Genomic DNA, 16,959 nt, shown 5'->3' with positions numbered 1-16,959 from the left:
TTCAGCCCACCAGCGCTGCGGCCGCCCGGGCGATGGCCAATTCCTCGTCGGTCGGCACCACCAGCACGGCGACCTCCGCGCCCGGCAGCGAAATATGGCGCGCCGCACGATCTTTCGCGGCGTTGCGCACGGGGTCCACCGCGATGCCGAAGCGTTCCAGGCCGGCCAGCGCGTCGGCGCGCACCTGCGCGTTGTTCTCCCCCACGCCGGCGGTGAAGGTGATCGCGTCGACCCGGCCCAACTCCACCAGATAGGCGCCGATGTAATGGCGCAACCGATGCACGTAGACGTCGTAGGCCAACCGCGCCGCGGCATCCCCGGAATCGATCAGGTCGAACAGCTGCCGGAAGTCGTTGACCCCGGACAGGCCCTTGATGCCGGAGCGGCGGTTGAGCAGTTCGTCGATGCCGTCGATATCCAGCCCCGCGGTCCGCGCCAGATGCAGCGGAATGCCCGGGTCGATATCGCCGGATCGGGTGCCCATGACCAACCCCTCCAGCGGCGTCAGTCCCATGCTGGTGTCGATCGCCCGGCCGCCGCGAATCGCCGACGCGGAGGCGCCGTTACCCAGATGCAGGACGATCTGGTTGTGCGTGGCCGGGTCGCCGCCGAGCAGTTCCGAGACCCGCCCGGATACGTATTCGTGCGAGGTGCCGTGGAACCCGTAGCGCCGGACGCCGTGCGCGGCGGCGATCGTCGCGTCGATGGCGTAGGTTTTCGCGGCGTCGGGCAGTCCGTGGAAGAAAGCGGTGTCGAACACCGCGACCTGCGGGATATCGGGCAGCAGATCACGGGCGGAGCGGATGCCGGTGACGTTGGCCGGATTGTGCAGTGGCGCCAGGGTGGAGAGCTTGTCGATGGATTCCACCACGGCATCGGTGATCAGGGTCGGTTCGTAGAAGATCTCGCCGCCGTGCACGACCCGATGGCCGACCGCCGAGAGCCCCTCGCCGCTCAGAGAGTGACCGCTGCGGGCGAACAGGTCGAACACCACCCGCAGACCCGCGGCGTGATCGGCGATCGGCCCGGTGTGCTCGAATTTCTTTCCGTCACTGTGATGTTCGACGGTCACCTCGTCCTCGGACACCGGTTCCCCGATGCGCGACACCAGCCCGGAGGCGGACACGTTCGCCGAAACCGGGTCCAGCAGTTGATATTTGATCGACGACGACCCCGAATTGATCACCAATACCTGCATCAGCCCTCCAGTGTCTTGCGGGACACCCGCACCCGGTCGGCACAGCGAGCCGCTGCGCGATTGTCGCTCACCGTGCCTCCTCCTGCTTCTGCGCCTGGATCGCCGTGATCGCCACGGTGTTCACGATGTCGGCCACCAGCGCTCCGCGCGACAGATCGTTGACCGGTTTGCGCAATCCCTGCAGCACCGGCCCGATCGCGACCGCGCCCGCACTGCGCTGCACCGCCTTGTAGGTGTTGTTACCGGTGTTGAGGTCCGGGAAGATGAACACGGTCGCACGCCCGGCGACATCGGAATTCGGCAGTTTGGTGCTCGCGACCGTCGGTTCGATCGCGGCGTCGTACTGGATCGGGCCCTCCACCGGTAGCTGCGGCGCGCGCTGATGCACCAGTTCGGTCGCGGCCCTGACCTTGTCGACGTCGGCGCCGGAGCCGGATTCGCCCGTCGAGTACGACAGCATCGCCACCCGGGGTTCGATCCCGAACTGCTGCGCGGTGCGGGCGGAGGAGATCGCGATATCGGATAGCTGTTCGGAGGTCGGGTCCGGCACCACCGCGCAGTCGCCGTAGGCCAGCACGCGGTCGGCCAGGCACATCAGGAACACACTCGACACCGTCGAGACGCCGGGTTCGGTCTTGATGATCTCGAACGAGGGCCGGATCGTATGCGCGGTGGTGTGCGCGGCGCCGGAGACCATGCCGTCGGCGATGCCCCGATACACCATCATGGTGCCGAAATACGAGATGTCGGCCATGAATTCGCGGGCCCGCTCGACCGTCATCCCCTTGTGCGCGCGCAGCCGCGCGAATTCCTCGGCGAACTCCGCGCGCAACTCGCTGGTGCGCGGATCGAGCACCTGGGCGGCATCGATGTCGACACCGAGTTCGGCCGCGCGAGCGCGCACGGTGGCCTCGTCACCGAGGATGGTCAGCTCCGCGATCTTGCGTTGCAGCACGCGCCCGGCCGCCCGCAGGATGCGATCGTCGTCGCCCTCGGGCAACACGATCCGGCGCGGATCGGCACGAGCCCGTTCCACCAGCTGATATTCGAACATCTGTGGCGTGACCACCGACGGCACCGGAACTTCGATGAGGTTCAACAGCTTCCGGCTGTCCACCCGCTGCTCCATCAGCGCCAAGGCGGTGTCGACCTTGCGCATACTGCTGAGCGAGACCCGCCCGCGGGTGTGCGCGGCGGCGCTGGCGGTGTCGAACGTGCCCAGTTGCGTGGTGAGGATGGGCAGTTTCGGCTTGAGGCCCGCCATCAGGCGCGCGATCGCCGGATCCGGCAACAGGCCACCGTTCATGATGATGCCCGACAGCGACGGAAATCCCTCCGCCTCGTGCGCGTTCACCAGCGACAGCAGGACGTCGGAACGGTCGCCCGGCACGATCACCGCGACGCCGTCGCTGAGCCGCTCGAGTATGTGCTCGGCGGTCATCCCGCCGACCATCACCTTCAGCGCCTCGCGCTGCAGCAGCTCCGGATCGCCCGAATAGACGCTGCCGTCGATGGCCTCGCACAGTTCGTTCATGGTCGGCGCGGTGAGCAACGGCACCTCCGGCATCGTCCACGACGGACAGGGCAGCACACCCATCGCGTCCCGCACGTCTTCGAGCCGCTCGGGATCACAGCGGTTGACGATGATCGCCATCAGCTGGGCGTGCTCGTGTTCGAGTTCCGCTTCGCAGACCCGGGCGACCTGCACGACGTCCTCGGGGCTGCGCCCGGCCCCGCGCAGCACCAGCAGCACCGGCGCGCCGAGGTTGACCGCGATCCGGGCGTTGTAGCGCAGTTCGCTCGGCCCTGCGACATCGGTGTAGTCGCTGCCCACCACCACCACGGCGTCGCAGACCTTGGCGACCTCGTGGAACCGCATCACGATCTCGCTGATCGCGGCATCGGGATCGGCGTGCACCTGCTCATAGGTGACCCCGACCGCCTGCTCGTAGTCGATATCGGCGGTGCAGTGTTCGAGCAGCAGCTCGAGAATGTAGTCACGGCCGCGGTTGGACCGGGTGATCGGCCGGAAGACGCCCACCCGCGGCGTCGTCGCCGAGAGCATCTGCAGCATGCCCAGCGCCACGGTGGATTTGCCGGTGTCACCTTCCAGTGACGCGATGTACACGGTGGAGGGTGCGGGTTCGGCCATGGTCCCGAGCTTAGTGAGCGGGTGAGCGCCCGCGGTCGCACCCGCGTCCGCTGCCGACGAAATCACACCCGAGTAGCCACCGCGGTCACCTGTACGCGCAGCAGCCGTCGCCCGGCAACCCCGGCCTCGTAACAGCGGCCCGAGTCGGCATGAGCGTTTCGGACATGTCCCTGCGCTGCTCAGCCATTCAACGGCTCACAATCCGCGCATAATCTCATCATCATGCGACTCGGCACCTTCCTCCCCACGTCCACCCCCGATCCCCAGCGGCCGATTCTCGGCGATGTCGGCGCCGCGGCGCGGTTCGCCGAGGAGGTCGGCCTCGATTCGGTGTGGTCGACCGACCACCTCGTCGCCAGCGCGCCGATTCTGGAGAGTTCGGTCGCGCTGGCGACCGCGGCCGCGGTGACCGAACGGATTCACATCGGCTACGGCGTGCTGCTGCTCGCACTGCGTCCGGCCGCGTGGGCGGCCAAACAGGTGAGCGCACTGCAGTACGTCTCCGGGAATCGGCTGCTGCTGGGCGTCGGCACGGGCAATCCCGCCCACGGCGATATCGGCTGGCGCGCGGCCGGGTTGCCGTTCGCCGACCGGGGCCGGCGCACCGACGAGAATCTGCGTGTGCTGCCCGATCTGATCGCCGGCCGCCCTGCCGTGCTGCCGGACGGCACCGAGGTCACGCTCTCCCCCGGCGCGACGGTTCCGCCGATTCTGGTGGCCGGCGACGGACCACGCGCCCGGCGCCGGGCGGCCGAATTCGCCGACGGCTGGCTGGCGATCGGCCTCGCTCCGGAGGAAGTCGCCACTGCCACAAAGGAATTGACCGAATTCGCCGCGTCGTTCGGGCGCAGCGCACCCACCGTCTCCGTCGTCACGCCATTGCCCGCCGACCTCGGCGAAGCCCGGGAGCTGTTCGACGCCTACGCCGAGGCGGGCGTCGACCAGCTGCTCACCGCACCGCGTGACGGTGACTGGCACAAGGGATACGAGTTCGTGGCCGCGGTCCGGACCGCTGGGCGGTAACCGCCGCTTGCCCCCGCGTCTGCGGCGAGAGCCCTAGGATCACTGTCCATGACGGCACAGTTTCCGGATCGGCAGTGGGGTTCGCGGACCGGTCTGCTCGGACGTACCGCGAGCGCGTTCGCCGCGACGAAATTCGGTTCGCTCGTGGTCCGCACCCTCACACCGCTGGATCGGAAAGTGTTGCAGCGCACCGGCGCTCGCTACACCGTGCTCGGCCCGATCGGCGCGCCGATCGTCCTGCTCACCACCATCGGCCGCACCTCCGGGCAGCCGCGCACCTCACCGCTGTTGTACGTCCACGACGGCGACACGCTGTATGTGATCGGCAGCAACTTCGGTCAGGCCCGCCATCCCGCCTGGACCGCCAATCTGCTGGCGCGTCCCGAGGCGACGATAACCCTTGCGGGACAGAGCATTCCGGTGCGCGCACAGCTGGTCGAGGATCCGGTGCGTAAGCAACGGATCTTCGACCGGTTCGTGGAGACGACAGAGGCATATGCCGCCTACCGCAGCCGGACGACGCGTGATCTGCGCCTGTTCGCCCTGACCAGGGCGTGAGGGTTTCACACGATCCGGTTGCGCGCCGAATACACCCGCCCGGCGAAGGTCCGGATCGGGCTGGTGCCGAAGTCGAGTGACCACACCGGCTGCCGATTCTTTCCGGCGCCCACGACCGTGATCCCGCCCTGACCACCACGCGCGACGGTGACCACCCGCGTTCCGTCCGTGGCCCAGGGGACCTGATTGTCCGGCAGTACACCGCCTTCGGCCGTGTACGCATCGAACCAGGCGTAGGCGAGCTTGTATTTGTTCTCGAGGTAGTCGGAGCCGGATGTCGCGGTGGTATCCCAGCGAATCAGAATTTTGCTGCCGATGCCGGCGACGGACACACCGTGGCCGTAACTCGCTTCCTTCGGCAGTTCCCTGGACCAGAGCATGGCTCCGGTCGCGGGGTCGAAGGCGGCGAGCATGCCGCGGTTCGTCATCACCGGCAGCGCCGGGGCGGTGTCCGGTTCGGCGTAGCGCTTGTCATTACCGTTCGGCGCCGGATCGTCACCCTGGGTGGCATACGGCTGGCTCGCGACGACCCGCCAGCCGGGACCGGCGCTCGCGCGCTTCGTTCCGTCGAGAGCGAAGAAGTCCTGCCCGACCGCGAATCCGCCGGAGTACGCCAGCCAGTCCGGGGCCCACACGGTATGAGGCTGAACGTGATCCGGAGCCGTCTGATACACGACCTTGCCGGTTTCGATGTTGCGCAATTCGAAACCGGCCTTCGAGAACGGATCGCCGGATACGGGATTCTTCTGCAGCGACAGCACACCGGAACCGTGGACCAGGCCCGCTCGGATGTCGTCGGCCTGCCAGAGCACCGCGCCGGTGACATCCGCGGCGATGACCGAACCCGTCGCGGCACCTTTGCGCTCGGGTTCGAATGTGGCGAACGTTTCTCCTGCGGAGACGATTTCGGTGGCGGCCGGCAGACGGCCGGAGATCACACCCGTCTGCGTATCGATGAGCAGCGTCGCGTACGAATCCGAATTCACGTCCCGGGTCCCGGCGACGCTGTCCCCGGACTCGGTACGGCAGCCCGCGTAGCGGCCCGACGCCGTGAACACGCACTCGGCGTAGGAGAGGTAACCCACACCGATGCTGTGCAACAGCGCACCCGACTCCACGTCGAGGATGTCGAGTTTCCTGGTGCCGTTGTAGAACACCACCTTGTCCGTGCCGCCGATCGGGAGCGCCCACCCGTCGGCCGACCACCGCTTCCCGGTGGGTGCGGCACTCAGATCCGGGCTCTGCGGAGTTACCGAGATCCGGGCCAGCGTCCGGGCGGCATCGGTCGGACCGACCTCATCGGAGCCGGCCGACCGCACCACGAACACCGTGACGATCGCGATCACGATCAGGACCGCGCCGCCTGCGCCCCACCAGATTCCACTCGACGGCGCACCGGTTCGCCGTAGCACCGTCGGTGGTTCGGCCTGCGCTTCCGGCCGGCCCGGCGACGGAACGGGCTGCCCGGCGAGCACGGTCGCGATCGCCGCTTGCGGATCGCCCTGCGGCGGGCCGGCGGTGACGGCCCGCAAGGCCGCAGCCAGCGCCGCCGCGAACTCCGACGACGAGGCGAACCGTTCCTCCGGTCGCTTCGCCATCGCCCGCGCGAGGACCGCGTCCACGTCCGGATGCAGGTGCGGACGCACCGTCCGCACGCTCGGCGGCGTGGCCGTGGCATGCCGCGTCACGACCACGACGGGATTGGCGTCCGCGAACGGCGCGTCGCCGGTGAGCACGTGAAAGATGGTGCAGGCCAACGAATACTGGTCGCTGCGCCCGTCCAGCGGCAGCGCGCTCAGTTGCTCCGGCGACGCATAGTTCAGGGTGCCGATCATGACCCCGGTTCCGGTCAGATCGGAGGCACCCGCGGCCTGCCGGGCGATGCCGAAATCGGTGAGTAGCACGTCACCGTCACGGCTCAGCAGGATGTTCGCCGGTTTCACGTCGCGGTGCACCAAACCCTGCGCATTCGCGCGATCCAGCGCTCCCGCAACGGTTTCCGCGATCCGGATCACCTCGTCGATGCCGAACGGCCCGGTCGCGGCCAGTCGCCGGGCCAGATCGACGCCGTCGACCAGTTCCATCGCGATCCACAGCCGGCCCTCGTACTCGCCGCGGTCGTACACCTTCACGATCGCCGGATGCGACAGACTCGCCGCCAGATCGGCCTCCCGCTCGAACCGCGCCCGGTATTCCGGATCGGCCGCATACTGGGCCGGCAGCACCTTCACCGCGTCCGATCGCGGTAACCGCGGGTGCCGGGCGACATAGACCTCGCCCATTCCACCGGCGCCGAGTACCCGTTCGATCCGGTAGCCCGCGAACAACTCCCCCGAATACAGCATTACTCCTCCTCGCCGTGTGCACCCTACCGAGTCCGACCGGCCTGTGAAGGACGGACGGACCGGGCGGAACGGACACACAGCGGGCGTCTCGCGCGCCGAACGAAACCGGAACGAGCGGACGTCATGCCCGACGGGCCGAGCATGACGTCCGAGGGAGTAGCCGGTGCGTCCACCCGGCGCCCGTGCTCACAAGGCGCGCAGGCGCGGTGCCAGGTCGCGGGCGAACAGGTCCAGGAAGCGACGCTGGTCGTGGCCGGGAGCGTGGAAGACGAGGTGGTTCAGCCCCGCGTCGACGTAGGGCTTGATCTGCTCGACGGCCTGGTCCGGATCGCTGGCCACGATCCAGCGCTTGGCGATCTGCTCGATCGGCAACGCGTCCGCGGCCGCCTCCATCTCGATCGGATCGGTGATCGAATGCTTCTGCTCGGCGGTCAGCGACAACGGCGCCCAGAACCGCGTATTCTCCAGCGCCAGTTCGGGATCGGTGTCGTAGGAGATCTTGATCTCGATCATCCGGTCGATGTCGCCGAGCGTGCGCCCGACCTTCTCCGCGCCCTCGGTGACGGCCGGCATCAACTTCTCGGTGTAGAGGTCCATCCCCTTGCCCGAGGTGCAGATGAAACCGTCACCGGCCCGGCCCGCGTACCGGGCCACCACCGGTCCGCCCGCGGCGATGTAGACCGGGATCCCGGCCGGCGGCACGTCGTAGATCGACGCACCGACCGTGGTGTAGTACTGACCGTCGAAATCGACCCGGTCACCGCTCCACAGCGCGCGCATGAGGTCGACCGATTCGCGCAGCCGCGCGAAGCGCTCCTTGAACTCCGGCCACTCCCCCTTGTAACCGGTCGCGATCTCGTTGAGCGCCTCCCCGGTGCCCACACCCAGCATGATCCGATCGGGGTAGAGCACCCCGAGGGTCGCGAAGGCCTGGGCGATCACCGCGGGGTTGTAGCGGAAGGTCGGCGTCAGCACCGAGGTGCCGAGCTGGATGCGGGAGGTCCGCTCACCGACCGCGGTCATCCAGGCCAGCGAGAACGGAGCATGACCACCCTCGTGCCGCCAGGGCTGGAAGTGATCGCTGACGGTCGCGCTGTCGAGGCCGTGTTCTTCGACCAGAACGCCGAGCTCGACGAGCTCGCGTGGTCCGAATTGTTCTGCCGACGCCTTGTATCCCAGCTTGAGATCACTCACTGCGCCACTCCTGTTCGCCGTCACGTGCGTGCTTGGGCCGGCTCCCGGGTGGGAGACGACCGCGTCGACCGAGTGCAGCGCTGGACGGGTGTCCCGAAATTCCTGTCCCGAAATTCGACAGCGCGGCAAGCTGCGGTCGCATTCGACCATAACCAGTGCGAATCCTCCGGCCGCCGCGCGTACGCACCTACCGGAACGTCACATCACTATCGGCAATAGCCCACAATTGGCTCGTGACTGCCGACAGTGAACCGATTCTGTCCTACCTGACCGATATGGACGGCGTGCTGGTGCACGAGGACCACCTCATCCCCGGCGCCGATGCGTTCCTGACGGAGCTGACCGAGCGTGAGATTCCGTACCTGGTCCTGACCAACAACTCCATCCGCACCCCGCGCGATCTCCAGGCCCGCCTGCGCCGGATCGGGCTGGACATCCCGGCGTCCTCGATCTGGACCTCGGCGACCGCCACGGCCACGTTCCTGAACGAGCAACGTCCCGGCGGCACCGCGTACGTGGTGGGCGAATCGGGACTGACGACCGCCCTGCACGAGATCGGCTACGTGCTGACCGACAGCGATCCGGATTACGTCGTCCTCGGCGAGACGCGGACCTATTCGTTCGAGGCGATCACCACCGCGATCCGGCTGGTCGAGCGCGGCGCCCGGTTCATCGCCACCAATCCCGACCCGACCGGGCCCTCGCGCGAGGGCGTGCTGCCCGCGACGGGTTCGGTCGCCGCGCTGATCACCCGGGCCACCGGGCGCGACCCGTACTACGTCGGCAAGCCGAATCCGCTGATGATGCGCTCGGCACTGCGGCAGATCGGCGCGCATTCGCAATCGGCGGTGATGATCGGCGACCGGATGGACACCGATGTGATCGCCGGCCTCGAGGCGGGGATGCGCACGGTCCTGGTGACCTCGGGGATCTCCACCCGGGCGTCGATGGAACAGTTCCCGTACCGGCCGACGCTGGTGATCGATTCGGTGGCCGATCTCGTGGGCCGCACCGAGAATCCGTTCGCGGTCTGAACGGGGTCGGCCGGCTTCGTTCAGGCGGCTTCGTTCAGGTCTGGTCGGCGCTCGCCTCGGCTGCGCCCGCCGATTCGATCGCGGCCAGCGCCGCCGAGAGGTCGCCCAGCGCGGCCACGATCTGCTCGAACCGTTCCGAACCCAGTTGCGCGGCAAGCTTTTTCGCCATCACCGCATGGTGCGGGGTGATCCGGCGGACCGCCGCGTAGCCGGCATCGGTGATCGCCACCAGCTTCGCCCGGCGATGTGCCGGGTTGGGCCGGTATTCCGCGAACCCCTTGTCCACCAGCAGGTCTGCGATGCGCTGCACGCTCTGGCGGGTGATGCCCATCTCGCGCGCGATTCCCGAGACCGGCAGCGGTTCGTGCAGCACCGCGCCCAGCACCTGCCACCAGGCTGCGGTGATCTCCGCCGGTTTCGCCAATTCCTCTGCGATCGTGAGGAACTGGCCGTTCAGCTTGAAGGTCGTGATCGCGGCCGCGGAGAACAGTTCGGCATCACCGCGAGTCATGCCGGCTCGGCCGTCGCGGCCTGCAGGGCGAAGAACCCGCTCGGATCCCGGTCCGCGTAGAGCCGATACCACGCGTCCAGGACGGCCGGCTCGAACAGATCCAGCCGCGCGAAGATATGGCGCGCGAAGTCGATCGGCGCGATACCACTCGCGGTGATCAGATCACCGTCGGTCACGGCCGGTTCGTCCACATAGTGTCCCGCTCCCGAATATCCGGTCGAGGCAAGGTTTTCCGCGGCGTTGCCGGTGTGCGGACGAGCATCGAGCAGGCCCTGTTTCGCCAGTCCGTAGGTCGCGCCGCAGATCGCCGCCACCGGCACGCCGGCCTTCAGAAAGTCCGCCGCCGCCTGGGCGAACGGCGCGAGTTGCCCGTCCTCCCAGATATCGGCGCCGGGCAGGACCAGCATCGCGCTGTCGCCCGGCGAGAGCTGATCCAGAGTCAGATCGGGAAGCACGCGCAGCCCGCCCATCGAGGTGACCGGCTCGGGGGTGGCACCGACCGTGCGGATCCGCCAGGTTCCCGGTTCGCGCTGCATCAGTGGGCGATTGATACCGGCCGTGACGTAGCTGGGCTCCCAATCCGAGAACGTGTCGTAGACCGCCAGATGCACCGTTTTACTCATGACAGTATGCTGTCATAATTGACAGCATACTGTCAATGGTTTCGGTGTCAGCTCAGCGCCTGCTCCAGATCGCCGAGCAGATCCTCCACATCCTCGAGTCCGATCGAGATGCGCAGCACCCCGTCGGTGAGTCCGACGGCCGCACGGCCTTCGGGACCCATCGCCCGATGCGTGGTGGTCGCCGGATGTGTGATCAGGGTCTTCGCGTCGCCGAGGTTGTTGGAGATATCGACGATGCGCAGCCGGTTCAGCACCTCGAAGGCGCGCTTCTTGCCCTCGTCGGCGCCCGCGGCGAGTTCGAAGGTCACCACGGTGCCGCCGCCGGACATCTGCGAGGTCGCCAGCTCGTGCTGCGGATGCGAGGTGAGGAACGGGTATTTCGTCCAGGCCACGCCCGGATGCCGTTCCAGGAACTCGGCGACGGCCAGCGCGGACTGCGTCGACTGCCGCACCCGCAGCGGCATCGTTTCCAGACCCTTGAGCAGGGTCCAGGCGTTGAACGGGCTCAGCGCCGGGCCGGTGTGGCGCATCAGATTCTTGACCGGACCGTTGATGTAGTCGCCGGTGCCGAGGATCGCACCGCCGAGCACCCGGCCCTGTCCGTCGATGTGCTTGGTGCCCGAATAGACCACCACATCGGCGCCGAGGTCGAGGCTGCGCTGCAACAGCGGCGTCGCGAACACGTTGTCCAGCACGACCTTCGCTCCGGCGGCATGGGCCAGTTCGCTCACCCGCCGCACGTCGACGAGGGTCTGCATCGGATTCGACGGGGTTTCGAAGAACACCGCGGCCGTCGGCTCCGAGAGCGCCCGCTCCCACTGGTCGAGATCCTCACCGTCGACGAAGACGGTTTCCACGCCCCAGCGCGGCAGGATCTCGTTGCACACCACGAAACAGGAACCGAACAGGCTGCGCGCGGCCACGAGCCGATCGCCCTGCCCGAGCAGGGCGGCCAGCGCGGTGAACACCGCGGACATCCCGCTGGCGGTGGCGAAGCACGCCTCGGCGCCGTCGAGCAGCCGCATCCGCTCCTCGAACATCGCGACCGTCGGATTGCCGTAGCGCGAATAGACGAAATGCTCGATATCGCCGGTGAAGGCCGCTTCGGCCGCCTCGGCACTCTCGTAGACGAATCCGGACGACAGATACAGCGCCTCGGAGGTCTCCTCGAAACCGGAGCGCCGCAGCCCGCCGCGCACGCCCAGGGTCGCCGGACCCACGCCCTCGGGCAGCGGCCGATCGAATGCACCGCCGGTGATCATGACTGCCTCCACGAAAAGAATTGCCGCACAACAGATCCGCTCACGACTGCCGCCACGGCAGGCCGAGTGCGCGCCAACCGGCGCCACCACGATGCCCCTCGGCATCCAGCGGACCCTCGAAACCCTCGAGCACGTTGTAGGAGGGTGCGAAGCCGGCTGCCGTCGCCGCCGTGGCCGCACCGATCGAACGCTGCCCGGACCGGCACAGGAAGATCACCGGGGCATCGCTGTCACCCGCGCGATCGGCCAGCACCTGTTTCAACTGCTCCACGAACGCCGGATTGGGCGAGCCGGTGCCGTCGACCCATTCGATGAGGGCGGTCGGCCGCTCGATCGAGGTGGTGTCGGGCACTCCGACGAATCGCCATTCGGCCTCGGTGCGCACATCCACCAGCACCGCATCCGGATTGTCGCGCAACAACTCCCACGCCTGCCCAGGCGTGATGTCACCGGCGTAACTCACTTGTCGAACCTCCTACGGAATCCGCACTTGCCGCGTCCGGTCGGACCGCGGCCAGGTCGTCACCCGGAGCACCCCACCGCGGAGGAGGGTTGCCGACCAGCGAGCCGGGGCTTGTCGCTGGTACTCATGACCTGAACCGAGAATGCCTGGTCACAGGCCCGATTGTCAAACATCGACGGCGACGGCTCAGGGGTTGCCGCACACCAGCCAGGTGCCGTTCTCCCGGCCGAAATTCCAGTTCGCCGCGGTGTTGTGCCCGTCGATCCGGCTGGTCACCGAGGCCGTCGCGTGGTCGCCGTCGATGTGCACCGCGTCGACTCCGGCGATCTCCACCTTCTTGCCCACGGAGCCGGCGCCCAGCGGCGACTTCTTCTCGTCGAAGCCCGCGCATTCGGTGGTCTTGCGCCGGTCGGCATCGGAATCGCTTCTCGCCGTGGCGAAGTTGCGCGCCGCGATGGCCACCCGGTCCGGATCTGTGAGATTGTTCTCAGCCGGGCGAGTGACGCCGAGGATCACGACGGCGAGCACCGCGAGAACGGCGATGGCCGCGGCGATCAGGAACGGCTTCGCCGATCGCGTGGTGTCGCGCTGATCGATCGAGGTAGCCGGATCATCGCCCCGGGGGTCGCTCCGGGCGGCCGGATCGCTGTCACTCATGCTGCGATCATCCCCGGTAGGCCGAAGTGTCGAAGATCACGCCCGCATTTTCGCGCGGATACCGGGAATAGCGGCGGTGTGTGCCACCGATAGAATCACCAGAACTCCGGCCACATCCGGTGCACGGATCGGGAGAGCTCCGCGCGGCAACGAGGCAGCATCGGCGGAGCAGTCGGGCAGGGGCCCGGCCCGCACGTCAACTTAGCCTAAGCTAAGAAGGACGGCTGACAAGACGAGAGTTTTCGACCAAAGGTGCGCGTAGAAATGACCGAACACGCTGGAACGAAGAGCGGCGCGGGCGACCGCCCACTGCGCATCGCGATCGTCGGTGCCGGACCGGCCGGAATCTACGCCGCCGACGCGCTGATGAAGTCCGAGGTCGAGGCGAGTATCGACCTCTACGAGCGCATGCCGGCCCCGTTCGGTCTCATTCGCTACGGCGTCGCCCCCGACCACCCGCGCATCAAGGGCATCATCACCGCCCTGCACAAGGTGCTCGACAAGCCGCAGGTCCGCCTGCTCGGCAATATCGACTACGGCAGCGACATCGACCTCGAGGACCTGCGTCGCTTCTACGACGCGGTGATCTTCTCCACGGGCGCCAACGCCGACCGCGCCCTGGGCGTGCCGGGTATCGACCTGGACGGCAGCTATGGCGCCGCGGACTTCGTCTCCTGGTACGACGGCCACCCGGACGTACCGCGCACCTGGCCGCTGGACGCGGAGAAGGTCGCCGTCCTGGGCGTCGGCAACGTCGCGCTCGACGTGGCTCGCGTACTCGCCAAGACCGGTGACGAACTGCTGCCGACCGAGATCCCGCCGAACGTCTACGAGGGCCTGCGCAACAACAAGGCGCTCGAGGTGCACGTCTTCGGCCGCCGCGGTCCCGCGCAGGCCAAGTTCACCCCGCTGGAGCTGCGCGAACTCGATCACTCGCCGACCATCGAGGTCATCGTCGATCCGGAGGACATCGACTACGACGAGGGGTCCGAGGCCGCTCGCCGCCACTCCAAGCAGGTCGACATGGTCTGCAACACCCTCGAGCAGTGGGCCATCCGCGATGTCGGCGACCGCCCGCACAAGCTGTTCCTGCACTTCTTCGAATCCCCGGCCGAACTGATCGGCGAGGACGGCAAGGTGGTCGGCCTGCGCACCGAGCGCACCACCCTGGACGGCACCGGCAACGTCAAGGGCACCGGAACCTACAAGGATTGGGACGTCCAGGCGGTGTACCGCGCCGTCGGCTACCTGTCGCAGAACATCCCGCAGCTGCCGTTCGACGACCAGGCCGGCACCGTGCCCAACGAGGCCGGGCGCGTGCTCGTCGACGAGGGCGCCGACGGCGCCGCCCGCTACCTGCCGCAGACCTACGTCACCGGCTGGATCAAGCGCGGCCCGGTCGGCCTGATCGGCCACACCAAGGGCGATGCCAACGAGACCATCGCCTGCCTGCTCGACGACGCCGCCTCCTTCACCCCGGCCGCCGAACCCGATCCCGAGGCCGTGACGAAGTTCCTCGAGGACAAGGGCATTCCGTTCACCACCTGGGCCGGCTGGTACCGCCTCGACGCCCACGAGCGCTCGCTCGGCGAGCCCGAGGGCCGCGAGCGGGTCAAGGTCGTCGAACGCGAGGACATGCTGCGCGCCAGCGAGCCGCACAAGGTCTGAACACCACGCCGGATCCGCATTCGTCACCGACCTGAGGCATGCTGATCACGTGTTCGATTCACACGTTCACATCATCGACCCGCGGTTTCCGCTGGTCGAGAATCAGGGCTACCTGCCGGAGCCGTACACCATCGGCGACTATCGAAAGCGCATGGCGCACTTCGATGTCGACGGTGGTGCGGTGGTGAGTGCGTCCTTTCAGGGCACCGACTCCACGTTCATGATCGCCGCGCTGGCCGAACTCGGGCCGAACTGGGTCGGGGTGATCAATCTGCCCTCGGACGTCACCGACGAGCAGATCATCGAGCTGGACCGGGCCGGAGTGCGCGCGATCCGGTTCAACCTCAAGCGCGCCGCGGTCGACATCGTCACGTTGACCATGCAGGCCGTGCGCGCCTACGAACTCGCCGGATGGCACGTCGAGCTCTACATCGACGGATCCATGCTGGGCTCGCTGGAACCGGTCATCTCCAAACTGCCGGCGCTGAGCATCGACCATATGGGCATGTCCGACGAATGCCTGCCCTATCTGCTGAATCTGGTGGATCGCGGGGCCCGGGTGAAGGCCTCCGGATTCGGGCGGGTGTCGATGGATGTGGAATCGGCGATGCGGCGGGTGCACGCGGTGAATCCGGGTGCGTTGATGTTCGGGTCCGATCTGCCGGGCAACCGGGCCGGGCGGCCGTTCCGCGATGCCGATATCGAGATCATCGGCCGGGCCGTCGGCGCCGATATGTACCGGGTGCTCGAGGACAACGCCCGTGCCTGCTACCGGCTGCCGGTGAAGGTGCGCTCGGCCGAGGATCCGGTGCCGACGCTGCCGATTCCGCGCGCCGAACCGCCGACGCTGCGGCTGCGCCGCTCGGAACTGCCCCAGCCGCCGAATCGCACGCAACCGCCGAACCGCAACCAGCCGCCGGACCGGACCCGGCCGCTGCGGATCATCGAATAGCCGCCTACACCGCACCCGGATGCCGTGCGTCACATCCACCGCTTATTGTCGTAGTGTCAACACCGGCGCGCGCCGCCGGTCGCAGGATCGACGACGAACCGAGGTAGGGCGTGAGCACTTCATCCACCACCACCGGGCAGGGCCCACTCGCGGGCATCAAGGTTCTCGAGCTGGCCGGAATCGGCCCCGGCCCGCACGCGGCACTGCTGCTGGCCGATCTGGGCGCCGATGTGGTGCGCGTGCAGCGTCCCGGCCAGCTGCCGGGATTCATGGAACGGCCGCAGTGGCGGGGACGCACCATCGTCGAGGCGAATCTCAAGGATCCGGCCGATATCGAGAAGGTGCTGGGCCTGATCGACAAGGCCGACGTGCTGCTGGAAGGTTTCCGGCCCGGCGTCACCGAGCGGATGGGCCTGGGCCCCGACGTCACCCTCGAGCGCAACCCGCGCCTGATCTACGGCCGGATGACCGGGTGGGGACAGTACGGCCCGCTCGCCGACCGCGCCGGCCACGACATCAACTACATCTCGCTGACCGGTGTGCTCAATGCCATCGGCCGCAAGGGTGAGCGCCCGGTCCCGCCGCTGAACATGGTCGGCGACTTCGGCGGCGGTTCGATGTTCCTGGTGATGGGTGTGCTCTCCGCGCTGGTGGAGCGGTCCATCTCGGGCAAGGGCCAGGTGATCGACGCGGCGATGATCGACGGCGCGCTCTCGCTCTCGCACATGATCTGGGGTATGCGCGGCATGGGTCTGTGGTCCGACGAACGCGGCACCAATCTGCTCGACACCGGCATGGCCTTCTACGACACCTACGAGACCTCCGACGGCAAGTACATGGCCGTCGGCTGCATCGAACCGCAGTTCTACGCCGAATTCCTGAAGGGCCTCGAGATCGACCCCGAGGGCCTGCCGATGCAGATCGACCCCAACGGCCAGGACCAGCTGCGCAAGCTGTTCACGGAGAAGTTCAAGACCAGGACTCGCGACGAATGGGCCGCGATCTTCGACGGCACCGACGCCTGCTGCACCCCGGTGCTGACCTTCACCGAGGCCATCGAGAACGGCCACATCACCGCCCGCGAATCGCTGGTCGAGATCGACGGCGTGGTCCAGCACGCCCCGGCCCCGCGCTTCTCCCGCACCCAGGCCGGCACCCCCACCCCGCCGCCGTCGGCCGCCACCGCCATCGACGAGGTGTGGGCGAACTGAACCGGCGCCCCGGTGGCGAGCACCGCCACCGGGGCGTTGCCCGCGCGCCGGCGTTTGCGCTGGATAGGGCTGTGGCCGTTCGCGGTTCGTTCATTCTGCGCATGTTCG

General features: G+C 67.9%; 15 protein-coding genes and 1 riboswitch. Of the genes, 6 read left to right on the top strand and 9 right to left on the bottom strand.

Features of this window, described 5'->3' with window-relative positions:
* Position 1 precedes the first annotated feature (1 nt).
* Both NK1_RS26370 and pta read right to left on the bottom strand, forming a co-directional pair.
* Positions 2-1,198, bottom strand: coding sequence for an acetate/propionate family kinase (locus tag NK1_RS26370; protein ID WP_063012953.1), 1,197 nt, complete (start codon positions 1,196-1,198; stop codon positions 2-4).
* A gap of 67 nt (positions 1,199-1,265) precedes the next feature.
* Positions 1,266-3,350, bottom strand: a complete 2,085-nt coding sequence (pta, locus tag NK1_RS26365) for a phosphate acetyltransferase (RefSeq protein ID WP_063012952.1) — start codon at positions 3,348-3,350, stop codon at positions 1,266-1,268.
* A gap of 222 nt (positions 3,351-3,572) precedes the next feature.
* On the opposite strand from pta, the gene NK1_RS26360 reads away from it, so the two are divergent.
* Both NK1_RS26360 and NK1_RS26355 read left to right on the top strand, forming a co-directional pair.
* The gene (locus tag NK1_RS26360) at positions 3,573-4,373 is read left to right on the top strand and encodes an LLM class flavin-dependent oxidoreductase (protein WP_063012951.1); all 801 of its coding nucleotides are present in this window, start codon (positions 3,573-3,575) and stop codon (positions 4,371-4,373) included.
* Positions 4,374-4,421: 48 nt separating this feature from the next.
* Entirely contained in the window at positions 4,422-4,931 is a 510-nt protein-coding gene (locus NK1_RS26355) for a nitroreductase/quinone reductase family protein (RefSeq protein WP_063012950.1), read from the top strand.
* A 5-nt stretch (positions 4,932-4,936) separates the two neighbouring features.
* Here the strand turns inward: NK1_RS26355 and NK1_RS26350 are convergent, their stop codons facing one another.
* Both NK1_RS26350 and fgd read right to left on the bottom strand, forming a co-directional pair.
* On the bottom strand, positions 4,937-7,276 hold the full coding sequence (locus NK1_RS26350; protein ID WP_063012949.1) for a serine/threonine-protein kinase: 2,340 nt from the start codon (positions 7,274-7,276) through the stop codon (positions 4,937-4,939).
* Between the two features lie 186 nt (positions 7,277-7,462).
* On the bottom strand, positions 7,463-8,470 hold the full coding sequence (gene fgd / locus NK1_RS26345; protein ID WP_063012945.1) for a glucose-6-phosphate dehydrogenase (coenzyme-F420): 1,008 nt from the start codon (positions 8,468-8,470) through the stop codon (positions 7,463-7,465).
* 275 nt (positions 8,471-8,745) lie between these two features.
* Here fgd and NK1_RS26340 point away from each other — a divergent pair, with 275 nt between their 5' ends.
* On the top strand, positions 8,746-9,504 hold the full coding sequence (locus NK1_RS26340; protein WP_084461588.1) for an HAD-IIA family hydrolase: 759 nt from the start codon (positions 8,746-8,748) through the stop codon (positions 9,502-9,504).
* Positions 9,505-9,538: 34 nt separating this feature from the next.
* Here the strand turns inward: NK1_RS26340 and NK1_RS26335 are convergent, their stop codons facing one another.
* From NK1_RS26335 to NK1_RS26315, 5 genes are all read right to left on the bottom strand, one after another.
* Entirely contained in the window at positions 9,539-10,015 is a 477-nt protein-coding gene (locus NK1_RS26335; protein WP_063012941.1) for a MarR family winged helix-turn-helix transcriptional regulator, read from the bottom strand.
* Positions 10,012-10,638: a type 1 glutamine amidotransferase family protein gene (locus NK1_RS26330; RefSeq protein WP_063012939.1), complete on the bottom strand. Its 627-nt coding sequence runs from the start codon at positions 10,636-10,638 to the stop codon at positions 10,012-10,014. The genes NK1_RS26335 and NK1_RS26330 overlap by 4 nt, the downstream gene beginning before the upstream one ends.
* A 47-nt stretch (positions 10,639-10,685) precedes the next feature.
* Positions 10,686-11,900: an O-succinylhomoserine sulfhydrylase gene (locus tag NK1_RS26325; RefSeq protein ID WP_063012937.1), complete on the bottom strand. Its 1,215-nt coding sequence runs from the start codon at positions 11,898-11,900 to the stop codon at positions 10,686-10,688.
* A 40-nt stretch (positions 11,901-11,940) separates the two neighbouring features.
* Positions 11,941-12,363 carry a rhodanese-like domain-containing protein gene (locus tag NK1_RS26320; RefSeq protein ID WP_036506441.1) on the bottom strand — a complete coding sequence of 141 codons (423 nt, stop codon included), beginning with the start codon at positions 12,361-12,363 and terminating at the stop codon, positions 11,941-11,943.
* Between the two features lie 18 nt (positions 12,364-12,381).
* Positions 12,382-12,495, bottom strand: a riboswitch (SAM riboswitch).
* Positions 12,496-12,549: 54 nt separating this feature from the next.
* A complete protein-coding gene (locus NK1_RS26315) occupies positions 12,550-13,020 on the bottom strand; it encodes an Rv0361 family membrane protein (protein WP_063012935.1) in 471 nt (156 codons plus the stop codon).
* A gap of 264 nt (positions 13,021-13,284) precedes the next feature.
* Here NK1_RS26315 and NK1_RS26310 point away from each other — a divergent pair, with 264 nt between their 5' ends.
* From NK1_RS26310 to NK1_RS26300, 3 genes are all read left to right on the top strand, one after another.
* Positions 13,285-14,688, top strand: coding sequence for an FAD-dependent oxidoreductase (locus NK1_RS26310; protein WP_063012934.1), 1,404 nt, complete (start codon positions 13,285-13,287; stop codon positions 14,686-14,688).
* A 49-nt stretch (positions 14,689-14,737) separates the two neighbouring features.
* On the top strand, positions 14,738-15,640 hold the full coding sequence (locus tag NK1_RS26305; RefSeq protein ID WP_036506445.1) for an amidohydrolase family protein: 903 nt from the start codon (positions 14,738-14,740) through the stop codon (positions 15,638-15,640).
* 110 nt (positions 15,641-15,750) lie between these two features.
* Complete coding sequence (locus NK1_RS26300; RefSeq protein ID WP_063012933.1) at positions 15,751-16,851, top strand: CaiB/BaiF CoA transferase family protein; 1,101 nt, start codon at positions 15,751-15,753, stop codon at positions 16,849-16,851.
* The last annotated feature ends 108 nt before the right edge of the window (positions 16,852-16,959 follow it).

Origin of the sequence: Nocardia kruczakiae NBRC 101016, assembly GCF_001612965.1 — a bacterium.
GTDB classification, from domain to species: Bacteria; Actinomycetota; Actinomycetes; order Mycobacteriales; family Mycobacteriaceae; genus Nocardia; species Nocardia kruczakiae.
The sequence above is the reverse complement of the archived record's forward strand: the minus strand, read 5'-3'. Positions and strand labels throughout refer to the sequence as shown.

Bases quoted from the DNA above. Each gene is read 5' to 3' on its own strand.
- NK1_RS26370 (WP_063012953.1), bottom strand. From the start codon at position 1,198: ATGCAGGTATTGGTGATCAATTCGGGGTCGTCGTCGATCAAATATCAA.
- pta (WP_063012952.1), bottom strand. From the start codon at position 3,350: ATGGCCGAACCCGCACCCTCCACCGTGTACATCGCGTCACTGGAAGGT.
- NK1_RS26360 (WP_063012951.1), top strand. From the start codon at position 3,573: ATGCGACTCGGCACCTTCCTCCCCACGTCCACCCCCGATCCCCAGCGG.
- NK1_RS26355 (WP_063012950.1), top strand. From the start codon at position 4,422: ATGACGGCACAGTTTCCGGATCGGCAGTGGGGTTCGCGGACCGGTCTG.
- NK1_RS26350 (WP_063012949.1), bottom strand. From the start codon at position 7,276: ATGCTGTATTCGGGGGAGTTGTTCGCGGGCTACCGGATCGAACGGGTA.
- NK1_RS26340 (WP_084461588.1), top strand. From the start codon at position 8,746: ATGGACGGCGTGCTGGTGCACGAGGACCACCTCATCCCCGGCGCCGAT.
- NK1_RS26335 (WP_063012941.1), bottom strand. From the start codon at position 10,015: ATGACTCGCGGTGATGCCGAACTGTTCTCCGCGGCCGCGATCACGACC.
- NK1_RS26330 (WP_063012939.1), bottom strand. From the start codon at position 10,638: ATGAGTAAAACGGTGCATCTGGCGGTCTACGACACGTTCTCGGATTGG.
- NK1_RS26325 (WP_063012937.1), bottom strand. From the start codon at position 11,900: ATGATCACCGGCGGTGCATTCGATCGGCCGCTGCCCGAGGGCGTGGGT.
- NK1_RS26315 (WP_063012935.1), bottom strand. From the start codon at position 13,020: ATGAGTGACAGCGATCCGGCCGCCCGGAGCGACCCCCGGGGCGATGAT.
- NK1_RS26310 (WP_063012934.1), top strand. From the start codon at position 13,285: ATGACCGAACACGCTGGAACGAAGAGCGGCGCGGGCGACCGCCCACTG.